Annotated in this window: 19 protein-coding genes and 2 tRNA genes; 3 read left to right on the forward strand and 18 right to left on the reverse strand. The window is 66.9% G+C overall.

The genetic code is table 11. The features are described 5' to 3' along the window. Positions 1–203: 203 nt before the first annotated feature. Positions 204–280 (forward strand) — tRNA-Asp (locus tag ACH0BU_RS02975). A 188-nt stretch (positions 281–468) separates the two neighbouring features. Further along, the gene (locus ACH0BU_RS02980; protein ID WP_125944548.1) at positions 469–1,818 is read left to right on the forward strand and encodes an AmpG family muropeptide MFS transporter; all 1,350 of its coding nucleotides are present in this window, start codon (positions 469–471) and stop codon (positions 1,816–1,818) included. Positions 1,819–1,828: 10 nt separating this feature from the next. Here ACH0BU_RS02980 and ACH0BU_RS02985 read toward each other — a convergent pair whose 3' ends face one another. The 18 genes from ACH0BU_RS02985 to ACH0BU_RS03070 form a co-directional block, all read right to left on the reverse strand. Then, a complete protein-coding gene (locus ACH0BU_RS02985) occupies positions 1,829–2,275 on the reverse strand; it encodes a DUF6628 family protein (RefSeq protein ID WP_186313927.1) in 447 nt (148 codons plus the stop codon). Positions 2,276–2,340: 65 nt separating this feature from the next. Next, a complete protein-coding gene (locus tag ACH0BU_RS02990; RefSeq protein ID WP_500263723.1) occupies positions 2,341–3,684 on the reverse strand; it encodes a bifunctional folylpolyglutamate synthase/dihydrofolate synthase in 1,344 nt (447 codons plus the stop codon). Positions 3,685–3,798: 114 nt separating this feature from the next. After that, on the reverse strand, positions 3,799–4,659 hold the full coding sequence (accD, locus tag ACH0BU_RS02995; RefSeq protein WP_046410332.1) for an acetyl-CoA carboxylase, carboxyltransferase subunit beta: 861 nt from the start codon (positions 4,657–4,659) through the stop codon (positions 3,799–3,801). After that, positions 4,656–5,450, reverse strand: a complete 795-nt coding sequence (trpA, locus tag ACH0BU_RS03000; RefSeq protein ID WP_046410333.1) for a tryptophan synthase subunit alpha — start codon at positions 5,448–5,450, stop codon at positions 4,656–4,658. Before trpA ends, accD begins: the two co-directional genes overlap by 4 nt. Then, the gene (gene trpB / locus ACH0BU_RS03005) at positions 5,447–6,676 is read right to left on the reverse strand and encodes a tryptophan synthase subunit beta (RefSeq protein WP_500263724.1); all 1,230 of its coding nucleotides are present in this window, start codon (positions 6,674–6,676) and stop codon (positions 5,447–5,449) included. Before trpB ends, trpA begins: the two co-directional genes overlap by 4 nt. Continuing rightward, a complete protein-coding gene (locus ACH0BU_RS03010) occupies positions 6,673–7,305 on the reverse strand; it encodes a phosphoribosylanthranilate isomerase (protein WP_500263725.1) in 633 nt (210 codons plus the stop codon). The genes trpB and ACH0BU_RS03010 overlap by 4 nt, the downstream gene beginning before the upstream one ends. 77 nt (positions 7,306–7,382) lie before the next feature. Then, positions 7,383–7,733, reverse strand: a complete 351-nt coding sequence (locus ACH0BU_RS03015; RefSeq protein ID WP_500263726.1) for a GFA family protein — start codon at positions 7,731–7,733, stop codon at positions 7,383–7,385. 11 nt (positions 7,734–7,744) lie between these two features. Further along, a complete protein-coding gene (pyrF, locus tag ACH0BU_RS03020; RefSeq protein WP_046410339.1) occupies positions 7,745–8,419 on the reverse strand; it encodes an orotidine-5'-phosphate decarboxylase in 675 nt (224 codons plus the stop codon). A 3-nt stretch (positions 8,420–8,422) separates the two neighbouring features. Beyond that, on the reverse strand, positions 8,423–8,773 hold the full coding sequence (locus ACH0BU_RS03025; protein WP_046410340.1) for a lipopolysaccharide assembly protein LapA domain-containing protein: 351 nt from the start codon (positions 8,771–8,773) through the stop codon (positions 8,423–8,425). Between the two features lie 55 nt (positions 8,774–8,828). Continuing rightward, on the reverse strand, positions 8,829–11,114 hold the full coding sequence (locus ACH0BU_RS03030) for a patatin-like protein (protein WP_046410342.1): 2,286 nt from the start codon (positions 11,112–11,114) through the stop codon (positions 8,829–8,831). Then, positions 11,111–11,809, reverse strand: coding sequence for an endonuclease/exonuclease/phosphatase family protein (locus tag ACH0BU_RS03035; protein WP_046411687.1), 699 nt, complete (start codon positions 11,807–11,809; stop codon positions 11,111–11,113). The genes ACH0BU_RS03030 and ACH0BU_RS03035 overlap by 4 nt, the downstream gene beginning before the upstream one ends. A gap of 45 nt (positions 11,810–11,854) precedes the next feature. Next, positions 11,855–11,930 (reverse strand) — tRNA-Thr (locus ACH0BU_RS03040). 18 nt (positions 11,931–11,948) lie between these two features. After that, a complete protein-coding gene (locus tag ACH0BU_RS03045; RefSeq protein ID WP_500263812.1) occupies positions 11,949–12,797 on the reverse strand; it encodes a hypothetical protein in 849 nt (282 codons plus the stop codon). Positions 12,798–12,828: 31 nt separating this feature from the next. Then, positions 12,829–14,307: a serine hydrolase domain-containing protein gene (locus ACH0BU_RS03050; protein WP_500263727.1), complete on the reverse strand. Its 1,479-nt coding sequence runs from the start codon at positions 14,305–14,307 to the stop codon at positions 12,829–12,831. Positions 14,308–14,349: 42 nt separating this feature from the next. Beyond that, positions 14,350–15,663, reverse strand: coding sequence for a replication-associated recombination protein A (locus ACH0BU_RS03055; RefSeq protein ID WP_500263728.1), 1,314 nt, complete (start codon positions 15,661–15,663; stop codon positions 14,350–14,352). 162 nt (positions 15,664–15,825) lie between these two features. Continuing rightward, positions 15,826–16,437: a septation protein A gene (locus ACH0BU_RS03060; RefSeq protein WP_125944557.1), complete on the reverse strand. Its 612-nt coding sequence runs from the start codon at positions 16,435–16,437 to the stop codon at positions 15,826–15,828. A 74-nt stretch (positions 16,438–16,511) separates the two neighbouring features. Further along, positions 16,512–17,444 carry a signal recognition particle-docking protein FtsY gene (gene ftsY, locus ACH0BU_RS03065; protein ID WP_046410349.1) on the reverse strand — a complete coding sequence of 311 codons (933 nt, stop codon included), beginning with the start codon at positions 17,442–17,444 and terminating at the stop codon, positions 16,512–16,514. Further along, entirely contained in the window at positions 17,441–18,616 is a 1,176-nt protein-coding gene (locus tag ACH0BU_RS03070; RefSeq protein WP_145118913.1) for a MiaB/RimO family radical SAM methylthiotransferase, read from the reverse strand. The genes ftsY and ACH0BU_RS03070 overlap by 4 nt, the downstream gene beginning before the upstream one ends. On the opposite strand from ACH0BU_RS03070, the gene ACH0BU_RS03075 reads away from it, so the two are divergent. After that, on the forward strand, positions 18,615–19,202 hold the full coding sequence (locus ACH0BU_RS03075; RefSeq protein ID WP_500263729.1) for a DUF924 family protein: 588 nt from the start codon (positions 18,615–18,617) through the stop codon (positions 19,200–19,202). The genes ACH0BU_RS03070 and ACH0BU_RS03075 overlap by 2 nt on opposite strands. Positions 19,203–19,207 lie beyond the last annotated feature (5 nt).

The following is a 19,207-nucleotide window of genomic DNA, read 5'->3' on the forward strand; positions in this document are numbered from 1 at the left end:
CGGGTGTAGCTCAGTTGGTTAGAGCGCCGGCCTGTCACGCCGGAGGTCGCGGGTTCGAGCCCCGTCACTCGCGCCACTCCCTTGCGGAGTTGGTGCAGATCAGTGGGAACTCCGACGACGTTGTCGTTCGTGTGCCGGTTTTTCGGCACCATGGGGTAAGTGCCTCAGGATCGCTCATCGGGCGATGATCGGGGCAGATAAGAGCGGGTGTAGCTCAGTTGGTTAGAGCGCCGGCCTGTCACGCCGGAGGTCGCGGGTTCGAGCCCCGTCACTCGCGCCACCCCGTTTCGGGGTGGCGTTTTTGTTTTCGATCTTCCTGAAGCACCGATCATGGAGCTCTCGCGAGCCGCCAGACACGTCGTTTCGCGCCTGACGCACCGTCTGGCGCGCGCGGCGATCCGGCAGGATGACGAGCGCGCGCTGATCGGCTAGTCCGCCTGGCAATGCGGGGCGGGAGGTAAGGCGTAGATGACCGAGACGGTGGCGCGACGCGGCTTTGTCGCGGCAATGAAGCCCTATTTGCGACCACGTCCGGCCGCTGCCTTCCTGCTGGGCATATCCAGCGGCTTTCCGCTGACGCTGCTGCTGGGCACGATGACGTTCTGGCTGGCGAAGGTCGGGATCGACAAGAAGACGATTGGTTTCGCCGTCGGGCTGACCACCCCCTATACGCTGAAATTCCTCTGGGCCCCGCTGATCGATCGCGTCCGCCTGCCGATCCTGACCGGATGGTTCGGCCAGCGCCGGGCATGGCTGTTCGTGGTTCAGGCATTGCTCTTCGCGTCGGTCTGGATGCTGGGCGCGAGCCAGCCCGAACTGCACATCGGCACTTTCGCCTTCTGGGCCATCGTCACCGCGTTCCTGTCGGCGACGCAGGATATCGTCATCGACGCCTATCGCATCGAGATCCTGCCGGACGACGAACTGGCGCACGGCACGGCGGCGAACCAGTTCGGTTACCGCACCGGCAATTTCATCGCTGGCGTGGGCACGATCGCCGTCGCCTCCAGCGAGGGCCTGGGACTTGGCTGGGCGCTCGGCTACGGACTGACGTCGCTGTGTGTGCTGCCCGGCGCGCTGGCCGCGCTGTGGATCGGCCGCGGGTTGCATGACCAGGTGGTACAGCGCGGCGGGCGGGGCTGGTTCAACGACACGGTGGTCAGCCCCTTCCGCGAATTCTTTCGCCGGCGCGGTGCGCTGCTGATCCTGATGTTCGTGCTGGTCTACAAGCTGGGCGATGCGATGGGGCAGGGCATGCTCAACCCGATGATCGTCGAGCTCGGCTTTTCGGACAAGGAGTTCCTGGCGATCAACAAGGTCGTCGGGCTGTGGGGACTGCTGATCGGCACGGCGATCGGCGCGCCGTTCCTGGCGTGGCTGGGCATGGGGCGGGCGCTGTTCGTATCGGGCGTGCTGATGATGCTGTCCAACGCGACCTTTGCGATCCTTGCCGCCAAGGGACATTCGCCGACGTGGCTGTTCATCGCGGTGGCGACGGAACAGGTGACGAGCGGCATCGGCCTGACGGTTTTCGCGACCTATCTGTCGGGCCTGGCCAACGTCGCCTACACCGCCACCCAGTTCGCGCTGCTGACCTCCTTCGCGGTGGTCGGGCGTACGTGGCTGTCGACGCCATCGGGCTATGTCGCGGAGGCGTTTGGCTGGGTCGGGTTCTGGATCGTGACGATGATCGTCGCGCTGCCGGGACTGGTGCTGTTGTGGGTCCTGTGGAAGCGCGGCTTCGTGGTGGATACGGCGCGGCAGGAGGTTTCCGAAGAGCCGGAGGTCGCCGCGGCCGGGGCATCGCAGCCGGGCTGACCATTGCTCATCAACAGGTGATCGGTCGCCCTTCGTCGGCGAAGGCAGCGGCCACGACCGCTGCGCTGGCGAGGATGCCGTCGACGCGCCGGATGCCGAGCAGGTCAGCCAGCAGGACACGGGCATTGTCCGGGTAAAGCTCGACACGCGCGAGGACGTGCATCAGCGCGCGTTCGGCATGGGTCATGCGCGAGCAGCAGCAATGCGTAATGGAGATCGGCCCGGCGGCGGAGGTGGCAAGATCCGCCATCAGCGCGCGCACCAGCATCAGCGGACGGCGAAAGCGTTCGCCGAAGGCGGTGAACATGGCGTGCGCGGCGCGGGCATCCGCGAGGCCATTCGCCCCCATGCGGCGGATCGCGAACAGCACCAACCGGGCGTTCTCACATGCGGGCAGCGTGTGCGGCAGGACCGACAGGCGCTCTGCGACTGATGACGGCGGGACGGACATGGACATGCTGGCGACTCCTCTGTCGCACTTGTCTCTAATCCGCTATTGCAAGTCAATCGCAACTCAAGGCGTCATTGCGGCGCTTCGTCGTTCGCCTCCAGGACGGTGCCAGCGAGATAAAGCGAGCCGGCAATCAGCATGCGGTCCGCGACGGGCAGGTCTGCAGCGACGCGAAAGGCATGCCGGATATCGTTAGCCACAAGGGCGCTTGTGGCCCCTAGTGCCGTTGTCTGCCTAGCCAGGGCGGCGGGGTCGTGGCAGGCGTGCCCCGGGACCGGCAGCGCAATGATGCTGACCGACCGCGCCATGCCGATCATGTGCCGAAGGATCGCGCCAGCATCCTTGTTTGCCAGAACACCCAGGATGATGGTGGTCGCCGCCTTATGGGGCCAGTCCGTAGCGATGGCAGCGGCGGCCGATTCGTTGTGCGCGCCGTCCAGCCACACGCCATCGGTGGGCTGACGAGGAAGAAGGTCGAGCAACGGGCCATGTTCCAGTCGCTGCATCCGCGCCGGCCAGCGCGCTGCGCGGATCCCGGCGGCGAGCGCGGCTTGCGGAATGTCGATCAATGATTGGTGGCGCAGCATGGCCACGGCGAGCGCGGCATTGTCGCACTGATGCTGGCCGGCGAGCGTCGGCAGTGGCAGCTGCAGCACGCCTTGTGCGTCCCGATAGAGGATGGCGAAGCCGTCGTGGGTTGCGTGCCATTTGTCGTCTCGCGCCGCCAACGGTGCGCCGCAGCCCGCAGTGACACTTGCGATCGCCTCAGCGGCGATTGGTGGGTAATGCTGCGTCACCAAAGGCACGCCGGGTTTGGCGATGCCGGCCTTCTCGAACGCGATGCGGGCCATCGGCTCGATCGGTGTGCCCGCCTCTTCGGCGAGCAGGAACGCCTCGTGATCAATCCCGAGACCGGCGATGCCGCAGACAAGGGGGTGGATGACGTTGGTTGCGTCGAGCCGGCCACCGAGGCCCACCTCGATGATGCAGGCGTCGGCCGGAGAACGGGAGAATTGCAGGAAGGCCGCCGCGGTCGTCACCTCGAAGAAGCTGGCGCCGACATCGCCGGCACGATCGAGCACTTCGGCCAGCAGCGGCGCCAATGTCGCGTCGTCGATCAGCCGCCCGGCGACCCGAATCCGTTCGTTGAAGCGGACCAGATGGGGGCTGGAATAGACGTGGACGCACTTTCCCGCGGCCTCCAGCGCGGCGCGAAGAAAGGCGCAGGTCGACCCCTTGCCGTTGGTGCCAGCGACATGGAAGGTGGGCGGCAGGTGGAGGTGCGGGTTGCCGAGCCGCGCCAAAAGCTCGGTGATTCGCGACAGGCCGAGCACATCCGCCCCGGGCGACAGCGACCACAGCCGGTCGAGCTGCAATTGTACGGCCGGGTCGCGGGAATGTGCGTGATCGGGCATCGTCGTTCCGCCTTCGGCGTCGCTGAATGAACCGCGCGACACGGGCCGAGCAGCCAATGACGCCGGGCCGGCATGGCCGCCGCGCCGGTGGCGCGAGCGGCAATGGCGGAACGATCAGGCGGCCTGCCGCTCCGCGCAGAGGTAGCCGATGATCGTGGCGAGGCGATCGCGCAGTTCCTTGCGATGCACGACCATGTCGATCAGCCCGTGTTCGAGGTAATATTCGCTGGTCTGGAAATCGTCCGGCAGCTTTTCACGAATGGTATTCTCGATCACGCGGCGGCCGGTAAAGGCGAGCGTCGCGCGCGGCTCGGCGATGTGCACGTCGCCCAGCATCGCATAGGCGGCCATCACGCCGCCCGACGTCGGATCGGTGAGCACGACGATATAGGGCAGCCCCGCATCGTGGAGCATCTGGATCGCCACCGTGCTGCGCGGCATCTGCATGAGGCTGAGAATGCCTTCCTGCATGCGCGCGCCGCCGCTGGCAGTGAAGACGACATAGGGCGCCTTGTCGGCGATCGCCGTCTCGACGCCCTGGATGAACGCCTCACCCACGGCCTGGCCCATCGAGCCGCCCATGAAGGCGAAATCCTGCACGCCGATCACGACGCGGCGACCGTGGATGGTACCGCGCGCGTTGAGGAAGGCGTCCTGCTCGCCCGTGTCGGCCCGCGCCGTCTTGAGACGATCGACGTATCGCTTGGAATCGCGGAACTTCAGCGGATCCTCCGGCGCCGGGGGCGGGGCGAGCACGTCTGCGCTGCCCTCGTCCAGCAGCTGCTTGAACCGTGCCGACGGGCCGATGCGGCCATGGTGGTCGCAGCTGGGGCAGACCGACAGGTTCTCCTCGAACTCCTTGGTGAACACCATCGTCCCGCATCCCTTGCACTTGTGCCAGAGATTGTCGGGGGTCTCTTTCGTTGCCGGAACAACGAAGGACAAAGCGTTACGAACGCTGGACAACCAGCTCATGCAAATTCCTTCCGTGCGGCGCGGATCGCCACCGCCAAAGTCTCAACATAGGTGCGGATCGCCGCCGGTGCATCAGCGTCGAAGCGTTCGACCAGTTCCACGATCGCGGAGCCGACGACGACGCCATCAGCAACGCGGGCAATAGCCTTCGCCTGATCCGGCGTGCGCACGCCGAAGCCGACCGCGATCGGCAGATCAGTCGCGCGTTTCAGCCGCGCAACGGATTCCTCGATCGACGCCTGGGCGGCCTGCTGCAATCCGGTGATCCCTGCCACCGACACATAATAGACGAAGCCGGAGGCGCCTTCCAGAACGGTGGGGAGCCGCGCATCGTCGGTGGTGGGCGTCGCCAGCCGCACGAGGTCGATCCCGGCGCTGCGCAGCGCCGGTCCGAGTGCGTCGTCCTCTTCCGGCGGAACGTCGACGCAGATCACGCCGTCGACCCCGGCGTCGCGCGCTGCGGCGGCGAACCAGTCAGCGCCGCGGCGGAGCATCGGGTTGGCGTAACCCATCAGCACCAGCGGTACGTCCGGGTGACGGTCACGAAAATTCTTTGCAATCTGCAGGATGGAGGCGGTTGTTGTGCCGCTCTCAAGGCTGCGGATGTTGGCCGCCTGGATCGCAGGGCCGTCCGCCATCGGATCGGTGAAGGGCATGCCAAGTTCGATGACGTCGGCACCGCCCGCCACCAGCGCGTCGAGCACGGCCGGCGTGTCGCCGTCGCCGGCGGTGATGAAGGTGACCAGCGCGGCACGGTCCTTCGGGAAAGCCGCCGTCAGACGCGCGCTCATATCGCCACCCCCAATGCATGGGCAACGGTGAAGATGTCCTTGTCGCCGCGCCCGCAAAGATTGGCGAGGATGATCTGATCCTCGCGCATTTCCCGTGCCTTGCGCGCTACTGCTGCAATCGCATGGGATGGCTCCAGCGCGGGGATGATTCCCTCCGTTCGGCATAGAAGCTGGAAGGCGTCGAGCGCCTCCTCATCGGTGACGGCGGTATAATCGACGCGGCCGATGTCCTTCAGCCAGGCGTGCTCGGGCCCGATGCCGGGATAGTCGAGCCCGGCCGAGATCGAATGGGCCTCGGCGATCTGGCCGTCCTCGTCCTGGAGCAAATAGGTCTTGTTGCCGTGGAGGATGCCCGGAAAACCACCCGCAAGGCTGGCGGCGTGCTTCTTTTCCAGCCCCTCGCCAGCTGCCTCGACCCCGAGCATGCCGACCTCGGCATCATCGAGGAACGGGTGGAACAGGCCAATGGCATTGGACCCACCGCCGATCGCGGCGACCAGCAGGTCGGGCAGGCGGCTGGTGCGTGCCAGCATCTGCGCCCGCGCCTCACGCCCAATGACGCTCTGGAAGTCGCGGACGAGCTCGGGATAGGGATGCGGGCCGGCCGCGGTGCCGATGATGTAGAAGGTGTCGTGGATGTTCGCGACCCAGTCGCGCATCGCTTCGTTCATCGCATCCTTGAGCGTGTTCGCGCCCGACGTGACGGCGCGGACCTCAGCCCCCAGCAGCTTCATCCGGAACACGTTCGGCTGCTGCCGCTCGACGTCCTTGGCGCCCATGTAGATGACGCAGGGCAGGCCGAAGCGGGCGCAGACCGTGGCGGTCGCGACGCCGTGCTGGCCGGCACCGGTCTCCGCGATGATGCGCGTCTTGCCCATGCGGATGGCGAGCAGGATCTGGCCGATGCAATTGTTGATCTTGTGCGCGCCCGTATGGTTCAGCTCATCGCGCTTGAACCAGATCTGAGCGCCCATGCCGGGCTCCGCATTCTCGCGCAGCGCGTCCGTCAGGCGTTCCGCATAATAAAGCGGTGAGGGGCGCCCGACATAATGCTCCAGCAGGTCGTCAAACTGCGCCTGGAACGCCGGATCTCCCTTTGCGGCGCGATATTCCCGCTCCAGCTCAAGGATCAGCGGCATCAGCGTCTCGGCAACATAACGGCCGCCATAGTCGCCGAAGTGACCGCGATCGTCGGGCTGAGCACGGAAGGTGTTTGGTGCATTCATGATGCGGCGACCGCTTGCAGGAACGCGGCTATCTTGTCCACGTTCTTCACGCCCGGGGCGGTTTCGAGGCCGGAGGAAGCGTCGACCAGCGCCGCGCCGGTGCGGCGTGCCGCCTCCGCGACGTTGCTGGCATCGAGCCCGCCCGAAAGCGCCCATGCGGTCGGATGACGAAAGCCGTCGAGCAACGCCCAGTCGAACCGGACACCCATGCCGCCGGGCAGTGCGCCCTCGGGCGTCTTGGCGTCGTAGAGGATCCGGTCGGCAGCACCCGCCAGCGATCGCGCCGATTCGAGATCGCCCCGGGTCTTCACTGGGAGGGCGGCCCATGTCTCCCGCCCGGTTGCCGTGCGAAGCTGCGCAATGCGTTGCGGCGAGGTCTTGTGAAGCTGGATGATCGTTAGTCGCGCCGCCGTCACCGCGCCCGCGACGAGATCATCGTCGGGATCGACGAACACGCCGACACGCGCCACGTGAGACGGCACGCGGGCGGCGAGCGCCCCGGCGTGCTCAAAGGCGAGATGACGCGGCGACGGGGGATAGAATACGAAGCCGAGGTGGCTTGCGCCCCCTGCGACGGACGCATCGAGCGCCTGGATCGTGGATAGCCCGCATATCTTGGCGGTGGTCATTGCATCTCCGGCAGGAACGCGATGAAGGGAAGATGGCGCGGGAATGACATCCCGCAAGCCACGGAAAAGCTTAGGGATCAGAAGCGTGCGCCGTCGATCTTTTCGATGGCGAGGCTATCGAGGTCGATTGACGGTACGCATCGCAGGTTGACCGCCGTCGTGCGAACGCCGCCCGGCCCCGTCCCCTCGGCATGCGTTTCGCAGCCACAAACCGCGCAGAATTGGTGCCGAATCACATGTTTGTTGAAGAAGTATGAGTTCAGGCGATCAGCGCCGGCCGTGACCGTGAAGGTCTCAGCGGGCAGGAACGCGAGAAGGAAGCCCTTTCGCCGGCAATGCGAGCAGTTGCAGCTCATCGCACCGACCGGCCGATCGGCATCAACGTGGAACGTCACCGCCCCGCAGTGACAGCTGCCTTCGAAAGCCATGACATTGCCTCCTACAGCGTCGCGCCGATCGCACGCGCGGCGGAATCCGGATCCTCAGCCTGGGTGATCGGGCGCCCGATCACCAAAATCGATGCGCCGTTGTCGAGCGCCTGTCGCGGCGTCACTACGCGCTTCTGATCGCCGACGACCGCATCGGCGGGGCGCACGCCGGGCACGACGAAGAAGCCGTCCGGCCATGACTGATGCGCGGCTTTCACCTCCTCGCCGGAGCATACGATGCCATCGACGCCGGACCGCTGGGCAAGCTCCGTCAGGCGCAGGACCTGATCGTGCGCCGAACCGTGGATCCCGGTAGCGGCGAGATCGCGCTGGTCGAGACTGGTGAGCATGGTAACGGCAACGACCTTCGTACCCGCGGGCGCGGCCGCCTTGGCATCCTCCAGCATCGCCTGCCCGCCAGCCGCGTGCACCGTGATGATCGCCGGTTCGAGGGCGCGCAGCGCCTGGATCGCCTTGGCGACGGTGTTGGGGATGTCGTGAAACTTGAGATCAAGGAAGATCGGCAGCCCGAGTTCCGCCATCTCCTTCACGCCGTGTCGGCCGTTGCCCGCGAAGAATTCCAGCCCGAGCTTGATCCCGCCGACATGGTGGCGAACGCTGGCGGCAAGCGCCTTGGCGCGGTCAAGATCGGGCGTGTCCAGTGCCACGAAGATGGGGTTGGACATGGTTCAGATGGCCTCCGGCGGGAAATCTGTGGAAGAGGATGGGGCGGGCGCAGCCATGGCCGGCGCAGGCGCGGCCGCGGCAGGCCGGGGATCGGCAAGCGGCAGCGCCCGAAGGTCGGCAATGGTCCGCTCCGCGGCGGACAGCCGCTGACGCAGGCGCCAGCGCAGCGCTCGCTGGTACAGGAAGGTCGGCAGGAACCCGGCGAGGAACGTGACCAGCAACAGGATGGGAAGGTTCACCTCCGCCATCAGGTTACCGAACAGCGACACCGACACCCATTTCCAATTGCCGAAGGTGAATACCGCAGCGGCGAAGGCGACCAAGGCCCAGAACAGGATTTTCAGGAACTGCATGTACAAGGCTCCGGCATGGCGCGACGCTATTACGCCGGCGCCGTTTTGGCCAGCCTCAGCCTATTTCGCGGCGCAGATCGGCGATGAGGCCGCCGGCCGTGAGGAGGCGCGGTTCCTCTTCATCAAGGATCGCCAGAAAGGCCGATCGCTTTGCGGCGGCGACCGTGCCCGGGCGGAGGCGGGCGGTGGCGGGCAGCGCGGACACGATGATGTCGATCATCCGCTCCGCGCCGTGCAGCCGGCCCCAGAGGTAATCATTCTCGCGGTAGCTGCGGCTGAAGAAGGCGCCGAAATTGCTGAACTGAATCCCCTTCAGCGTGGCCTCCGCACCGCCCTGGCGAATCGCGGTGCAATCATCGGGTGAGATGCGATCGACCTTGACCGGATCGAACTCGTCCAGCCCCTCACCCTGAAGCAGCGGGAGGGTGGCGAGGTCGACATAAGGAAAGCCGAGATAGTGGAGAAGCAGGGTGCGGCGCAGCTGACGGGGAAGCTGCGCCAGCGCCTCGGCGACCCGTTCGTCCGTTTCATGATCGAGCCGGGTCAGGTCGAGAGAGGCGGCGAGATCGTCGAGCAGCGGGGATGCGTCCCCGCGCAGGCTGCGCACCGCGCCCCGCAGGGCACCATGCGCCTCGGGCGCCTTGCGGTGGAGATAGGCGCCGAGCGAATCGTAAATGGCGGTGCGCACGGGCGCCAGGACTGCCTCATCATGCTCCGCCTCCAGCTCGACCAACCGCCGCGCCAGCAAGCGCAGACGGCGGATGCGAAAGCCGATGTCGAAGGTGCGCAGGAAATCGATCGACGCAGCGCTGGAGGCATCGGAAGGGGCCGCCTCATCATAGCCGCGCGCATGCAGCGCGGCCTCGATCCGGCTGCGGATCCGCTGCCAGCGGTGTGGCCCAGGCTCGTCACCCGCGGCGTAGAGCAAGGCCGTCATCGTCTCGATCACGCCGGCGATCTTGAGGTGCGCATAGCCGGCATAGCTGAAGCCGGCCCGCTCCGCCGCTGCGATCTGCGCACGCCGGCGCCATACGACGAGACGCGCTGCGGTTGGCCGGTCCAGGAAGAACGTGCGCCCGAACAAGGCCTCGACCGCTGCTTCGATTTCCGGCCGCACGGCATCAGTGATGGTGCGCATGCGGGCGATGCGCCGCGAGCGGGCGGCGAGCGCCTCCAGATTGTCGCGGATCGGCTGCTTTCGGGGCAGCTCGCTGATCGCGCCGAGGATCGTCTGGAAGAAGCCGGGTGGGCCTTCCGCCGGGCCGGTGAGCCTGAACTTCATGCCGGGCGACGGATCAATATACACGAACCGGCGGTCCACCTCGCGCCGCGCGGGGCGGGCATCGAGTGCGTCGATCGCCGGACGGAACGGGGCATTCGCGAGGACCGAGCCGTCGATCAGCACCGCGGTATCCAGCGCGTGGGCGGCGGCCTGACGCGGCAGCACCCGCGTGAGAAACGCCCGGCGCCCGGGCCAGCGATCCTTGCGATTGGCGAGCACCTGATCAAGCTCGGCCACGGTGAAGGCGGGAAAAGCGCCGGGAAAGCTTGAGGTGGCCCGCGCGGCGAAGGCAAGCTCGGGCGCGGCGGCCAAGGTCTCGATCGCATGGCCGTGATCGCTGAACGACAGCACGACGCGATGCTCGGTCTCCACTACCTCCGGCGGGGAGTGGAGCTGCAGCCGTTCGGGATGGCCGTTGAAGTCGGTTACCGTCACGAACAGGTCGAGCGGCTGGCCCTCCGGCAGCAGGCGGGGGCCGCGCGGACCCGTTTCCATCGCCGCAAAGGCGTCCAGCAGCATGCCCGTGAAGCCGGGACCATCAAACGGCGGCTCGAACCAGCGCGAGCGGACGAAGTGCGACAGCTTTGCCCGCACCTCCTCGCGCGTTTGTTCGTCGAGATCGTCCAGTCCGTCGACACCGCGCCCGGCCGCCATCCAGGCGATCGGCAGCGCCCAAGCCTTGGAGAAGCGTGACACGGGCGCCGCGGCCGGCGCGATCAGTGCCTCCACATCGGCATTGTCGAGCCACAGGTCCGTCAGCGGGTCGAGCGATTGCCCGGCGCTCAGCGCCTGCGCGAGGAAGATGCCGTTGATCCCGCCGGCGCTGGCGCCTGCGATGATATCCGGCAAGATCCGCAGACGGATGCCGGTGGAGCGGGCGATCTCCGCCAGCAGCCCCTGGTAGACGCCGGCGGAACGATCCAGCGATCCCCCCGACTGGCTCGCCCGGCTCGCGCGCGCGACGTGCCATATCTCCTTGGTGATGCCGTGCATGTACACGGCAAGGCTGATCCCGCCGTAGCAGACGAGCGCCAGCCGTAATTCCGAATCACGAATCATGCGGCTTCGACGTCAGCCCAGATCGGCAGATGATCGCTCGCCTTGCGGGCGGCGGCGCTGCTGTGCACCCCGCAATCCATCACCTTCACGTCGCTTGATACCATGATCCTGTCCAGCCGCCCGATCGGACGCGTGGCATGGTAGCTGGGGCCGGTTTCGGCAAATACGAAATCGCGCCCGAAATCGCGGAGGCACCCGCCGGCGCGGGTCCATTCGTTCAGGTCACCCATCATCACGGTGGGCAATTGCTCGCTGCTGGCTGCCACATGGCTGAGGATTGCCGCGGCCTGCTTGCGCCGCCAGAGCCCCGACAGGTCGAGGTGCATGCCGACGCAGCGCCACACCCCGCCCTTGGCCAGCCGCACCTCGGTCACGATCGCGCCGCGCGGTTCGAGTGCGGGGAGGTGGATGACCTCGCAATCGACCACCTGCGATGACTTGCGAACGAGGAAGGCGTTGCCGTGCCAGCCCATCGATCCGGCCCGAACTCCGAAATCGACCGCCTTCCAGTCGCTATGCTCGTCCAGAAGATGCGGGGTGATCACCGCTGCCCGCGCGCCAAACCGCCGGTCCGCCTCTTGCAGGGCAATGACGTCCGCATCCAGTTCGTGCAGGACCTCCAGCACGCGTTCCGGGTTGCGGCGCCGGTCGGTGCCGATCGCCTTGCGCATGTTATAGCTTGCGATGCGGATCATTGCGTTCGTGGAACGCCCCTCCACCAGCGAGGTTGCGTCGGGAAATGGTGCCGGTTGCAGGGATCGAACCCGCGACCTTCGGTTTACAAAACCGCTGCTCTACCAGCTGAGCTAAACCGGCGTGTCGGCGCTCCATGCGTCAGGTGACGCCGAAGGTCCAGCCTTCGGTTTGCCGAACCTGAGCGTCGAGCCCGGGCGGGACCCACAAGTCGGCTCGGTCTGCATTGGCGCGCAGCCAGGCGGCGGCCAGGATCGCGTCGGTCGAGTGATCGTCATACTGCGTCAGCGGTTCATGCGGGCGGCTGCCAAGGTGCCCGAGTGCATCGTCCAATGAGACTGCATCGCGTAGCTTGCTTCGGCCGCGTGGCAGGCCGGCCGTGCGCGCCGCCATGGCGGTGTAGATCTCCACCAGTACCGCCCCCTCATCAGGTTTCGAGTCGAACGGCCAGATCGCCAGCGCTCCGTCCAGATGGTGGAGCATCCTCATTCCCGCGAAGCTCGCCTTGGCGACCTGCGCCGCACCGATCGCATCATAGACCGTGGTCGGCTTGGTCGATCGATCGCCGACCATCTCGCACGTGCGCCAGTGGAGGAACTGTGCCTTCGGCCCGTCAGCCGCGCCGAGATAAAAGTGTCGGCCCCGCCGTGCTTCCAGGAAGGAGGCCGCCCCCAAATCCTCGTCGCTGCTTTGTTCGTCGACATAGGCCCACAGCGCGCGGGCCGTTTCGGTCCGGGTTTCGCCCGGCAGATGCGCGCCTCGGGCGAGGAAGGGTGCGGAGAAGCTGCAATCGATCCCGACCAGCAGTGGTTCGTGCGCATGATCGCGCAGCCAGGCGCAGACCTCCGTTCGCGACCACCAGCGGCCAGGCGGGGAGACGAGACGCGGCGCCTCCTCGCCGGCGTGGCAGAGCGCAACGGCGATCCCCTTGTGGCGAGACCCCTTCGCCCCAGACCAGTCGATCGCCGCGAACTGACGAAAATGGGTCAGCGCCGCCGCCCCCGAACGGTACAGACGCCCATCATTTCAGGTTCCGGATCACGTCAGCGGTAAAGCGGGCGATGTCGAAACGGGCGTTGGTGGGGTCCTCACCGCGGCGGACGATCACCAGCTTCTCCGACGGGACCACCATCACGTACTGCCCGCGATTGCCCTGCGCCGAATAGCTGCCTGCGGGTAGGCCCTGCGCCGGTCCGAACAGCCACATGGTGGCGCCATAGCCGGGGCCATCGGCGGGCTGCGGGCCGCTGGCTGTCGTCATGTAGCGCATCCAGCCGTCCGGCAGCAGGCGCTTGCCCTGCCAGACGCCGTCCTGCAGCCAGAACTGCCCCAACCGCGCGAGGTCGCGAGCGGTGGTATAGACCTGGCTGGAGAGGATCAGATTGCCTTGCCAATCGGTCCCGGCCGTCGTGTGTTTCATGCCGAGCGGGGTGAACAGCTGCGACGGCCAGGCGGCGTAGCGCGTATCATTGTTCATCGCGGCGCGGATAGCGCGCGCCGCCAGCATGATGTCGTTGTTGGCATAGCGGAAGCGCGTGCCCGGCTTCACCTCCAGCGGCCAGCCGGTCGCCTGTTCGGTGACGGTGGTGCCGCCGAAATAGATCGCATCGGTGCGATTGCCGTAATGATCGGAATGGAGACCCGACGACATGCGAAGGAGCTGGTCCAGCGTGATCGCGCGGCGCGGATCGGCGGGGTGGCTCCATTCGGGAATAGGCGCGGGCTTGCGCGGGTCGATCTTCAGGTCCCGCACCGCCATGCCGGCCAATGTGCCCGCAATACTCTTCGCCACCGACCAGGTGCGGTTGGAAGTGAACGGGCCGAAGCCGTCCGCGTAACGCTCCGCCACGATTCGCCCATCGTGCAGCACGACGACCCCGACCGTCTCGCCCTTGTAGGTGCTGCGGTCGAAGGCACGCGCGACGGTCTGTGCCAGCGCGGGGCGTGGGCGCGGCGCGATGCCCGAGTCGCCGAGCGGCCACGGCCGTGAGTCCCCCGGCAGTGGCAGCGAGGCGGCGGGCGGTGTTGCCGGCCACGGCGCAACGACGCGGCCGATCGGCTGGAGGACGCAGCCGGTGCGCGGCGACCAATCCGCGCGCCGTGGGGGCAGATCGGTGGCGAAGGCAACCTGAACACTGCGGTTGGGACGGTCGATCGTGGCGCGCAGGCGCGGGAGCAGCGGCTGATATTCCGGGTAGATCCCGCGGAGTTCGAGCGCCTCGACCTGCGCCTCGGTCCGGCCGGCGGCGATCACCCCTTCGCACAGCGCAAGCGCCTTGTAGCCCGCCGCAATCGCCTCCTGATAGGCGGTGGAGGTTTGCGCACCGATGACCTGAGCGCCCGCGGTAGTTGGCGCAGCGGATGCGATCGTCGCCGCCCCGATCAGCGCGGCGGCCATGCCGTGGGTGCGCCCCCGCTTGCCGCAGGCTGCGCCGGCGGTGAGCCGCCATGCTCGTGCAGTCGACCTGAACCTGTTCCCGACGTCACCCCTGATGCCCACGTGCGACTTCCTCCACCTGTTCCAGCATCGCCCTTAGGCGCATCAACGATCGTCTGTCTCGCCCCGGGAGCGACGCGCCTGCCAGAACGCCAGCCGCTTGCGTACGTCGCGCTCAAACCCGCGTTCATTGGGGCGATAAAGCGGCTCGCGCGGCCCGGCGGCAATCTCGTCCGGGAAGAACTCCTGGCCCGAAAAGGCATCGGGCTGATCGTGATCGTAGCGGTAGCCCGCGCCATAGCCGTGCTCCTTCATCAGCGCGGTCGGCGCGTTCAGGATGTGCTTGGGCGGGGGGAGCGAACCAGTACGGCGCGCAAGATCGGTGGCGCGGCCAAAGGCGAGGTAGGAAGCGTTCGATTTCGGCGCGGTCGCGACGTAATTGATGGCTTGCGCCAGGAACAGCCGCCCCTCGGGCCAGCCAATCCTTTCAAACGCCTGCCACGCCGTCAGCACCTGCACCAGCGCCTGGGGATCCGCCATGCCGACATCCTCGGAGGCGGCGCAGGCAAGGCGGCGGAACAGCACCGCCGGATCCTCGCCGCCGTTGGTCATCCGCGCCGCCCAGTAGAGTGCAGCATCCGCGTCGCTGCCGCGCAGGCTTTTGTGGAAGCAGCTGAGCAGATTGTAATGTTCTTCCTGCCCCTTGTCGTAGAGCGGTGCGCGGCGAAGCGCGAAGGCGGCGAGGGCGGCCGGATCCAGCTGCTCCTTCTCATCCAATGTGAGAAGATCCTCGCAAATGCCCAGCATGTAGCGCGCATCTCCGTCGGCCATGTCGACCAGCACGTCGCGCGCCGCAGCATCGAGCGGCAGGGCGCGTCCGATCAGCCGCTCCGCACGCGCCAGCACCTGCGACAGCGCTGGCGTGTCGAGGCGATTGAGCGTCAGCACCTTGGCACGGGAAAGAAGCGCGGAGACGAGGCTGAAGCTCGGGTTCTCGGTCGTCGCGCCGATCAGGACGAAGGTGCCGTCCTCGATCGCCGGCAGCATCGCGTCCTGCACCGGGCGCGAAAAGCGGTGAAGCTCATCGATGAAAACCACCGTCGACCGTCCGCTGATCGCACGCAGATCAGCGGCGGCCGCGATCGCCTTTCGGAGGTCAACGATCCCTGTCGACACCGCAGACAGCTGGATGAACTCATAGCCCGTCTCACGCGCGATCAGGCGGGCGATGGTGGTCTTGCCGACACCGGGCGGCCCCCACAGGACGAAAGAGGACAACCGCTTCGCCTGCACCATGCGCCCGAGCGGCGCGGTCGGCGCCAGCAGATGATCCTGGCCGATGACGTCGGACAGCCGCGCAGGACGAAGCTCCTCTGCCAGGGGCTTGCGGACCGTCGTCTGAAACAGCGAGTCGGTCACTGGCGGGCCGTCCCGCGCAAAGACACTGCGGCGGCGTTCAGGCTGTGCGGGGGAGGGCCGTCAACCGGCCGGTAAGATGCGGGCATCAGCGCAAGATAGGCGCGCTGCAGCGACTTCCTACCCTGCCGCAACAAGCCCTGGCCTGGTCACCACCCGCGTCCCTCATTCCTGCGGCGGGATCGTGTCGGGAATGTTGCCCGCCTGCAGCCCGTGACGCATCAGCATCGGCACGTTGGCGATGGCAAAGATCATGGTCAGCGGGATCGCGCCCCACAGCTTGAAGCCGACCCAGAAATCGGTGCTGGTCGACCGCCAGACCGCCTCGTTCAGCACGGCCATGAACAGGAAGAAGATGACCCAGTTGCGCGTCAGCTTGCGCCATCCGTCCGCCGTCAGCCCGGGGTAGGCGCTTTCCAGCAGGAGCTGCAGCAGCGGGCGGCCGGTGGCGAGCCCGAAGCCGAGCACGGCGGCGAAGATCGCATAGACGAACGTCGGCTTCATCTTGATGAAGCGTTCGTCCTGGAACCAGATCGTCAGGCCGCCGAACACGATCACCAGCGCGCCGGAGATCAGCAGCATCGGCGGAATGTGGCGCGTCTTCCACCACGAAATGCCGAGCGCCACCGCCATGGCGATCATGAACGCGGCGGTCGCCGCGAGAATGCGGGCAATCGCGGGCCCGGGCGCAAGGAAGTTGACCGCGAAGAAGACGATCAACGGCCCGTAATCGAGCGCGAGCCGCAGGCCCGAGGTGTTTTTGGTTTCGGTACTCACCAGTTACTCCGCTGGTCGGGCCGCCCGGGAACGAGCGGCCGCGGCTCAACAATTGGTCTGACGCGAACGGTCGATCAGCGTGCTTGATCCACGCCCGCGATGATCCGGCTGACTTCATGCGCGTCGAACGGGCGCAGGTCGTTCATCGACTCGCCGACGCCAATCGCGTGGATCGGCAAGCCATAACGTTCTGCTGCTGCCACCAGAACGCCGCCGCGCGCGGTGCCGTCCAGCTTGGTCATCACCAGCCCGGTGACGCCCGCGACTTCCTTGAACACCTCGATCTGGCTCAGCGCATTCTGGCCGGTGGTGGCGTCGAGCACCAGCACCACGTCGTGCGGAGAGGCCGGGTTGATGCGGCCAAGCACGCGGCGGATTTTGGCCAGTTCGTCCATCAGCTCGCGCTTGTTCTGCAGCCGTCCCGCGGTGTCGACGATCAGCACGTCGATGCCCGTCTCGGTGGCTTTCTTCACTGCGTCCCACACCACGCCGGCCGCGTCGCCGCCCTCCGGACCGGTCACGATCGGCACGCCGATCCGCTCCGCCCAGGTCGCGAGCTGGCCGATCGCCGCGGCGCGGAACGTGTCGCCTGCCGCGAGCATCACGCCATAATCCTGCTCCATGAACAGGTGCGCAAGCTTTGCGATGGTGGTGGTCTTTCCCGATCCGTTCACGCCGATCACCAGTACCACCTGCGGCCGCGGAAAAGCGTCGATCTCCAGTGGCTTGGCGACCTTTTCTAGAACCTTTTCGACCTCCTCGGCGACGACGAGGCGGATGCCCAGTTCCTCCATGTTCCGCTCATAGCTGCCCTCGGCAAGCCGGGCGCGGATGCGGGCGGCGGTTTCCGGGCCGAGATCCGACGCGATCAGCGCCTCTTCGATCTCGTCCAGCGTCGCATCGTCCAGCCGGGCCGTTCCCAGTCCGGCAAGGTTGCCGACCAGCCGGTCTGACGTACGGCGAAATCCGCCCAGGAGCTTGTCGTGCCAGGATCGGTTGTCGGTCATGCAGGAATTCCGATGAGATGATCGTCGGCGGCAGCAGTGATCCGCACGGTCGCGATATCACCGATGGTCGCCATCGGGTGGGGCAAGCGTACCTCGGCGAAGGCGGGCGTGTGGCCGCGATCGCCGGGTTTCTCGATAACAATCTGCTGGTCACTGCCGACCAGCGTGGCGAGCCACCCGGCGCGGCGGGTCGCGGCAGCCTCACGCAGGCGTGCGGCACGCTCGCGGGCGACGCCCGGCGCCACCTGGGGCATGCGGGCTGCCGGGGTGCGATCGCGGGGTGAGAAAGGGAAGATATGCGCGTGAACGATGTCGCAATCGGCCAGCAGGCGCAGCGTATTGGCCGCGGCTTCCTCGCTCTCGGTCGGGAAACCGGCGATCAGGTCCGCGCCGATTGCGATCGCGCGCTTCGCCTTCAGCCGGGCCACCATCGCGACGGCTTGCGCTCGTGAATGACGGCGCTTCATCCGCTTCAAAGTCAGATCGTCACCGGCCTGGAGCGAAAGATGGAGGTGCGGCATCACGCGCTCCTCGCTGGTCACCAGATCGAAGAGGTGATCGTCGATCTCGATCGTGTCGAGCGAGGAAAGGCGAAGGCGGGGCAACCGCGGCACACCCGTCAGGATCGCCTCCACCAGCGTGCCGAGGCCGTCGGCGTAGCTGGTAAGGTCGACCCCGGTCAGCACCACCTCGCGCGCGCCATCCTCGACCAGGGCGGCGACGCGCGCGACCACCTGGCCCACGGGCTCCGACCGGCTCGGGCCGCGACCGAGCGGGATGGCGCAGAAGGTGCAGGAATGATCACAGCCGTTCTGCACCCCGACAAAGGCGCGGGCATGGCGGCGGGTGGGTCGGTGGTTGGGAAAGCCGCCCCACGTCGCGGGGAGGAGCTTGGCCGCGTTCGGTACGACGCGGTCCACCTCCGGCATCGCGGCGAAGGCGGCCGTATCCATGTCGGATGCACAGCCCGTCACCACAATCTCCGCCGCCGGGCGATCGCGACGCGCGCGGCGCACCGCGACGCGGGTCTGGCGAACGGCCTCGTTTGTCACGCCGCAGCCATTAATCACCACCATATCTCGCGAGCCGGCGAGCGCGCGGATCGTTTCGCTCTCGGCAAGGTTCAATCGACAGCCCAGGGTAATCACGTCGGGCGAACGGGAGGCGAGCATGGCTGGCGATCTAGGGATACATTCGCGGTTAGTCCACGATGAGGCGCGCGCGGTGCTCGACTTCTGGTTCGCGCTGCCGATGGAACGCCAGTTCAAGCGCGACCCGGAACTCGATGAGGAGATCAGAACGCGGTTCGGCGCGCTGCGTGACCAGGTCTATGCCAGCGGCGCCGCCGGGTGGCGCGACGGGCCGGATGAGTTGCTCGCCGCGGTCATCCTGCTCGACCAGTTCTCCCGCAACATTTACCGCGATTCGCCGCGGGCCTATGAGGCTGATGATCTGGCGGTGGAGCTGACGCTGCTGGCCATCTCCAACGGCTGGGAAGCCCGCTATGTCGAGGAAGAGCGCGCCTTTCTCTACATGCCGCTGATGCATGCCGAGGATCTGCTGCTGCAGCGCCTGTCAGTGGAGAAATTCACCGCGCTGGGCGGACCGAACGTGCCATTCGCGATCGGCCACCGCGACGTGGTGGAGCATTTTGGCCGCTTTCCGACGCGCAATGCTGCGCTCGGCCGTGACAGCACGGCCGAGGAGCGCGAGTATCTGATGGCGCCCGACGACGGCACCGGACCACCAAAGGGCTGAAGGCG

This window comes from Sphingomonas olei (assembly GCF_045369765.1).
GTDB lineage: Bacteria > Pseudomonadota > Alphaproteobacteria > Sphingomonadales > Sphingomonadaceae > Sphingomonas > Sphingomonas panaciterrae.

What these genes read in the sequence shown, in the direction of transcription:
- ACH0BU_RS02980 (WP_125944548.1), top strand. Translation starts at nt 469, where the DNA reads ATGACCGAGACGGTGGCGCGACGCGGCTTTGTCGCGGCAATGAAGCCC.
- ACH0BU_RS02985 (WP_186313927.1), bottom strand. Translation starts at nt 2,275, where the DNA reads ATGTCCATGTCCGTCCCGCCGTCATCAGTCGCAGAGCGCCTGTCGGTC.
- ACH0BU_RS02990 (WP_500263723.1), bottom strand. Translation starts at nt 3,684, where the DNA reads ATGCCCGATCACGCACATTCCCGCGACCCGGCCGTACAATTGCAGCTC.
- accD (WP_046410332.1), bottom strand. Translation starts at nt 4,659, where the DNA reads ATGAGCTGGTTGTCCAGCGTTCGTAACGCTTTGTCCTTCGTTGTTCCG.
- trpA (WP_046410333.1), bottom strand. Translation starts at nt 5,450, where the DNA reads ATGAGCGCGCGTCTGACGGCGGCTTTCCCGAAGGACCGTGCCGCGCTG.
- trpB (WP_500263724.1), bottom strand. Translation starts at nt 6,676, where the DNA reads ATGAATGCACCAAACACCTTCCGTGCTCAGCCCGACGATCGCGGTCAC.
- ACH0BU_RS03010 (WP_500263725.1), bottom strand. Translation starts at nt 7,305, where the DNA reads ATGACCACCGCCAAGATATGCGGGCTATCCACGATCCAGGCGCTCGAT.
- ACH0BU_RS03015 (WP_500263726.1), bottom strand. Translation starts at nt 7,733, where the DNA reads ATGGCTTTCGAAGGCAGCTGTCACTGCGGGGCGGTGACGTTCCACGTT.
- pyrF (WP_046410339.1), bottom strand. Translation starts at nt 8,419, where the DNA reads ATGTCCAACCCCATCTTCGTGGCACTGGACACGCCCGATCTTGACCGC.
- ACH0BU_RS03025 (WP_046410340.1), bottom strand. Translation starts at nt 8,773, where the DNA reads ATGCAGTTCCTGAAAATCCTGTTCTGGGCCTTGGTCGCCTTCGCCGCT.
- ACH0BU_RS03030 (WP_046410342.1), bottom strand. Translation starts at nt 11,114, where the DNA reads ATGATTCGTGATTCGGAATTACGGCTGGCGCTCGTCTGCTACGGCGGG.
- ACH0BU_RS03035 (WP_046411687.1), bottom strand. Translation starts at nt 11,809, where the DNA reads ATGATCCGCATCGCAAGCTATAACATGCGCAAGGCGATCGGCACCGAC.
- ftsY (WP_046410349.1), bottom strand. Translation starts at nt 17,444, where the DNA reads ATGACCGACAACCGATCCTGGCACGACAAGCTCCTGGGCGGATTTCGC.
- ACH0BU_RS03075 (WP_500263729.1), top strand. Translation starts at nt 18,615, where the DNA reads ATGGCTGGCGATCTAGGGATACATTCGCGGTTAGTCCACGATGAGGCG.
- ACH0BU_RS03070 (WP_145118913.1), bottom strand. Translation starts at nt 18,616, where the DNA reads ATGCTCGCCTCCCGTTCGCCCGACGTGATTACCCTGGGCTGTCGATTG.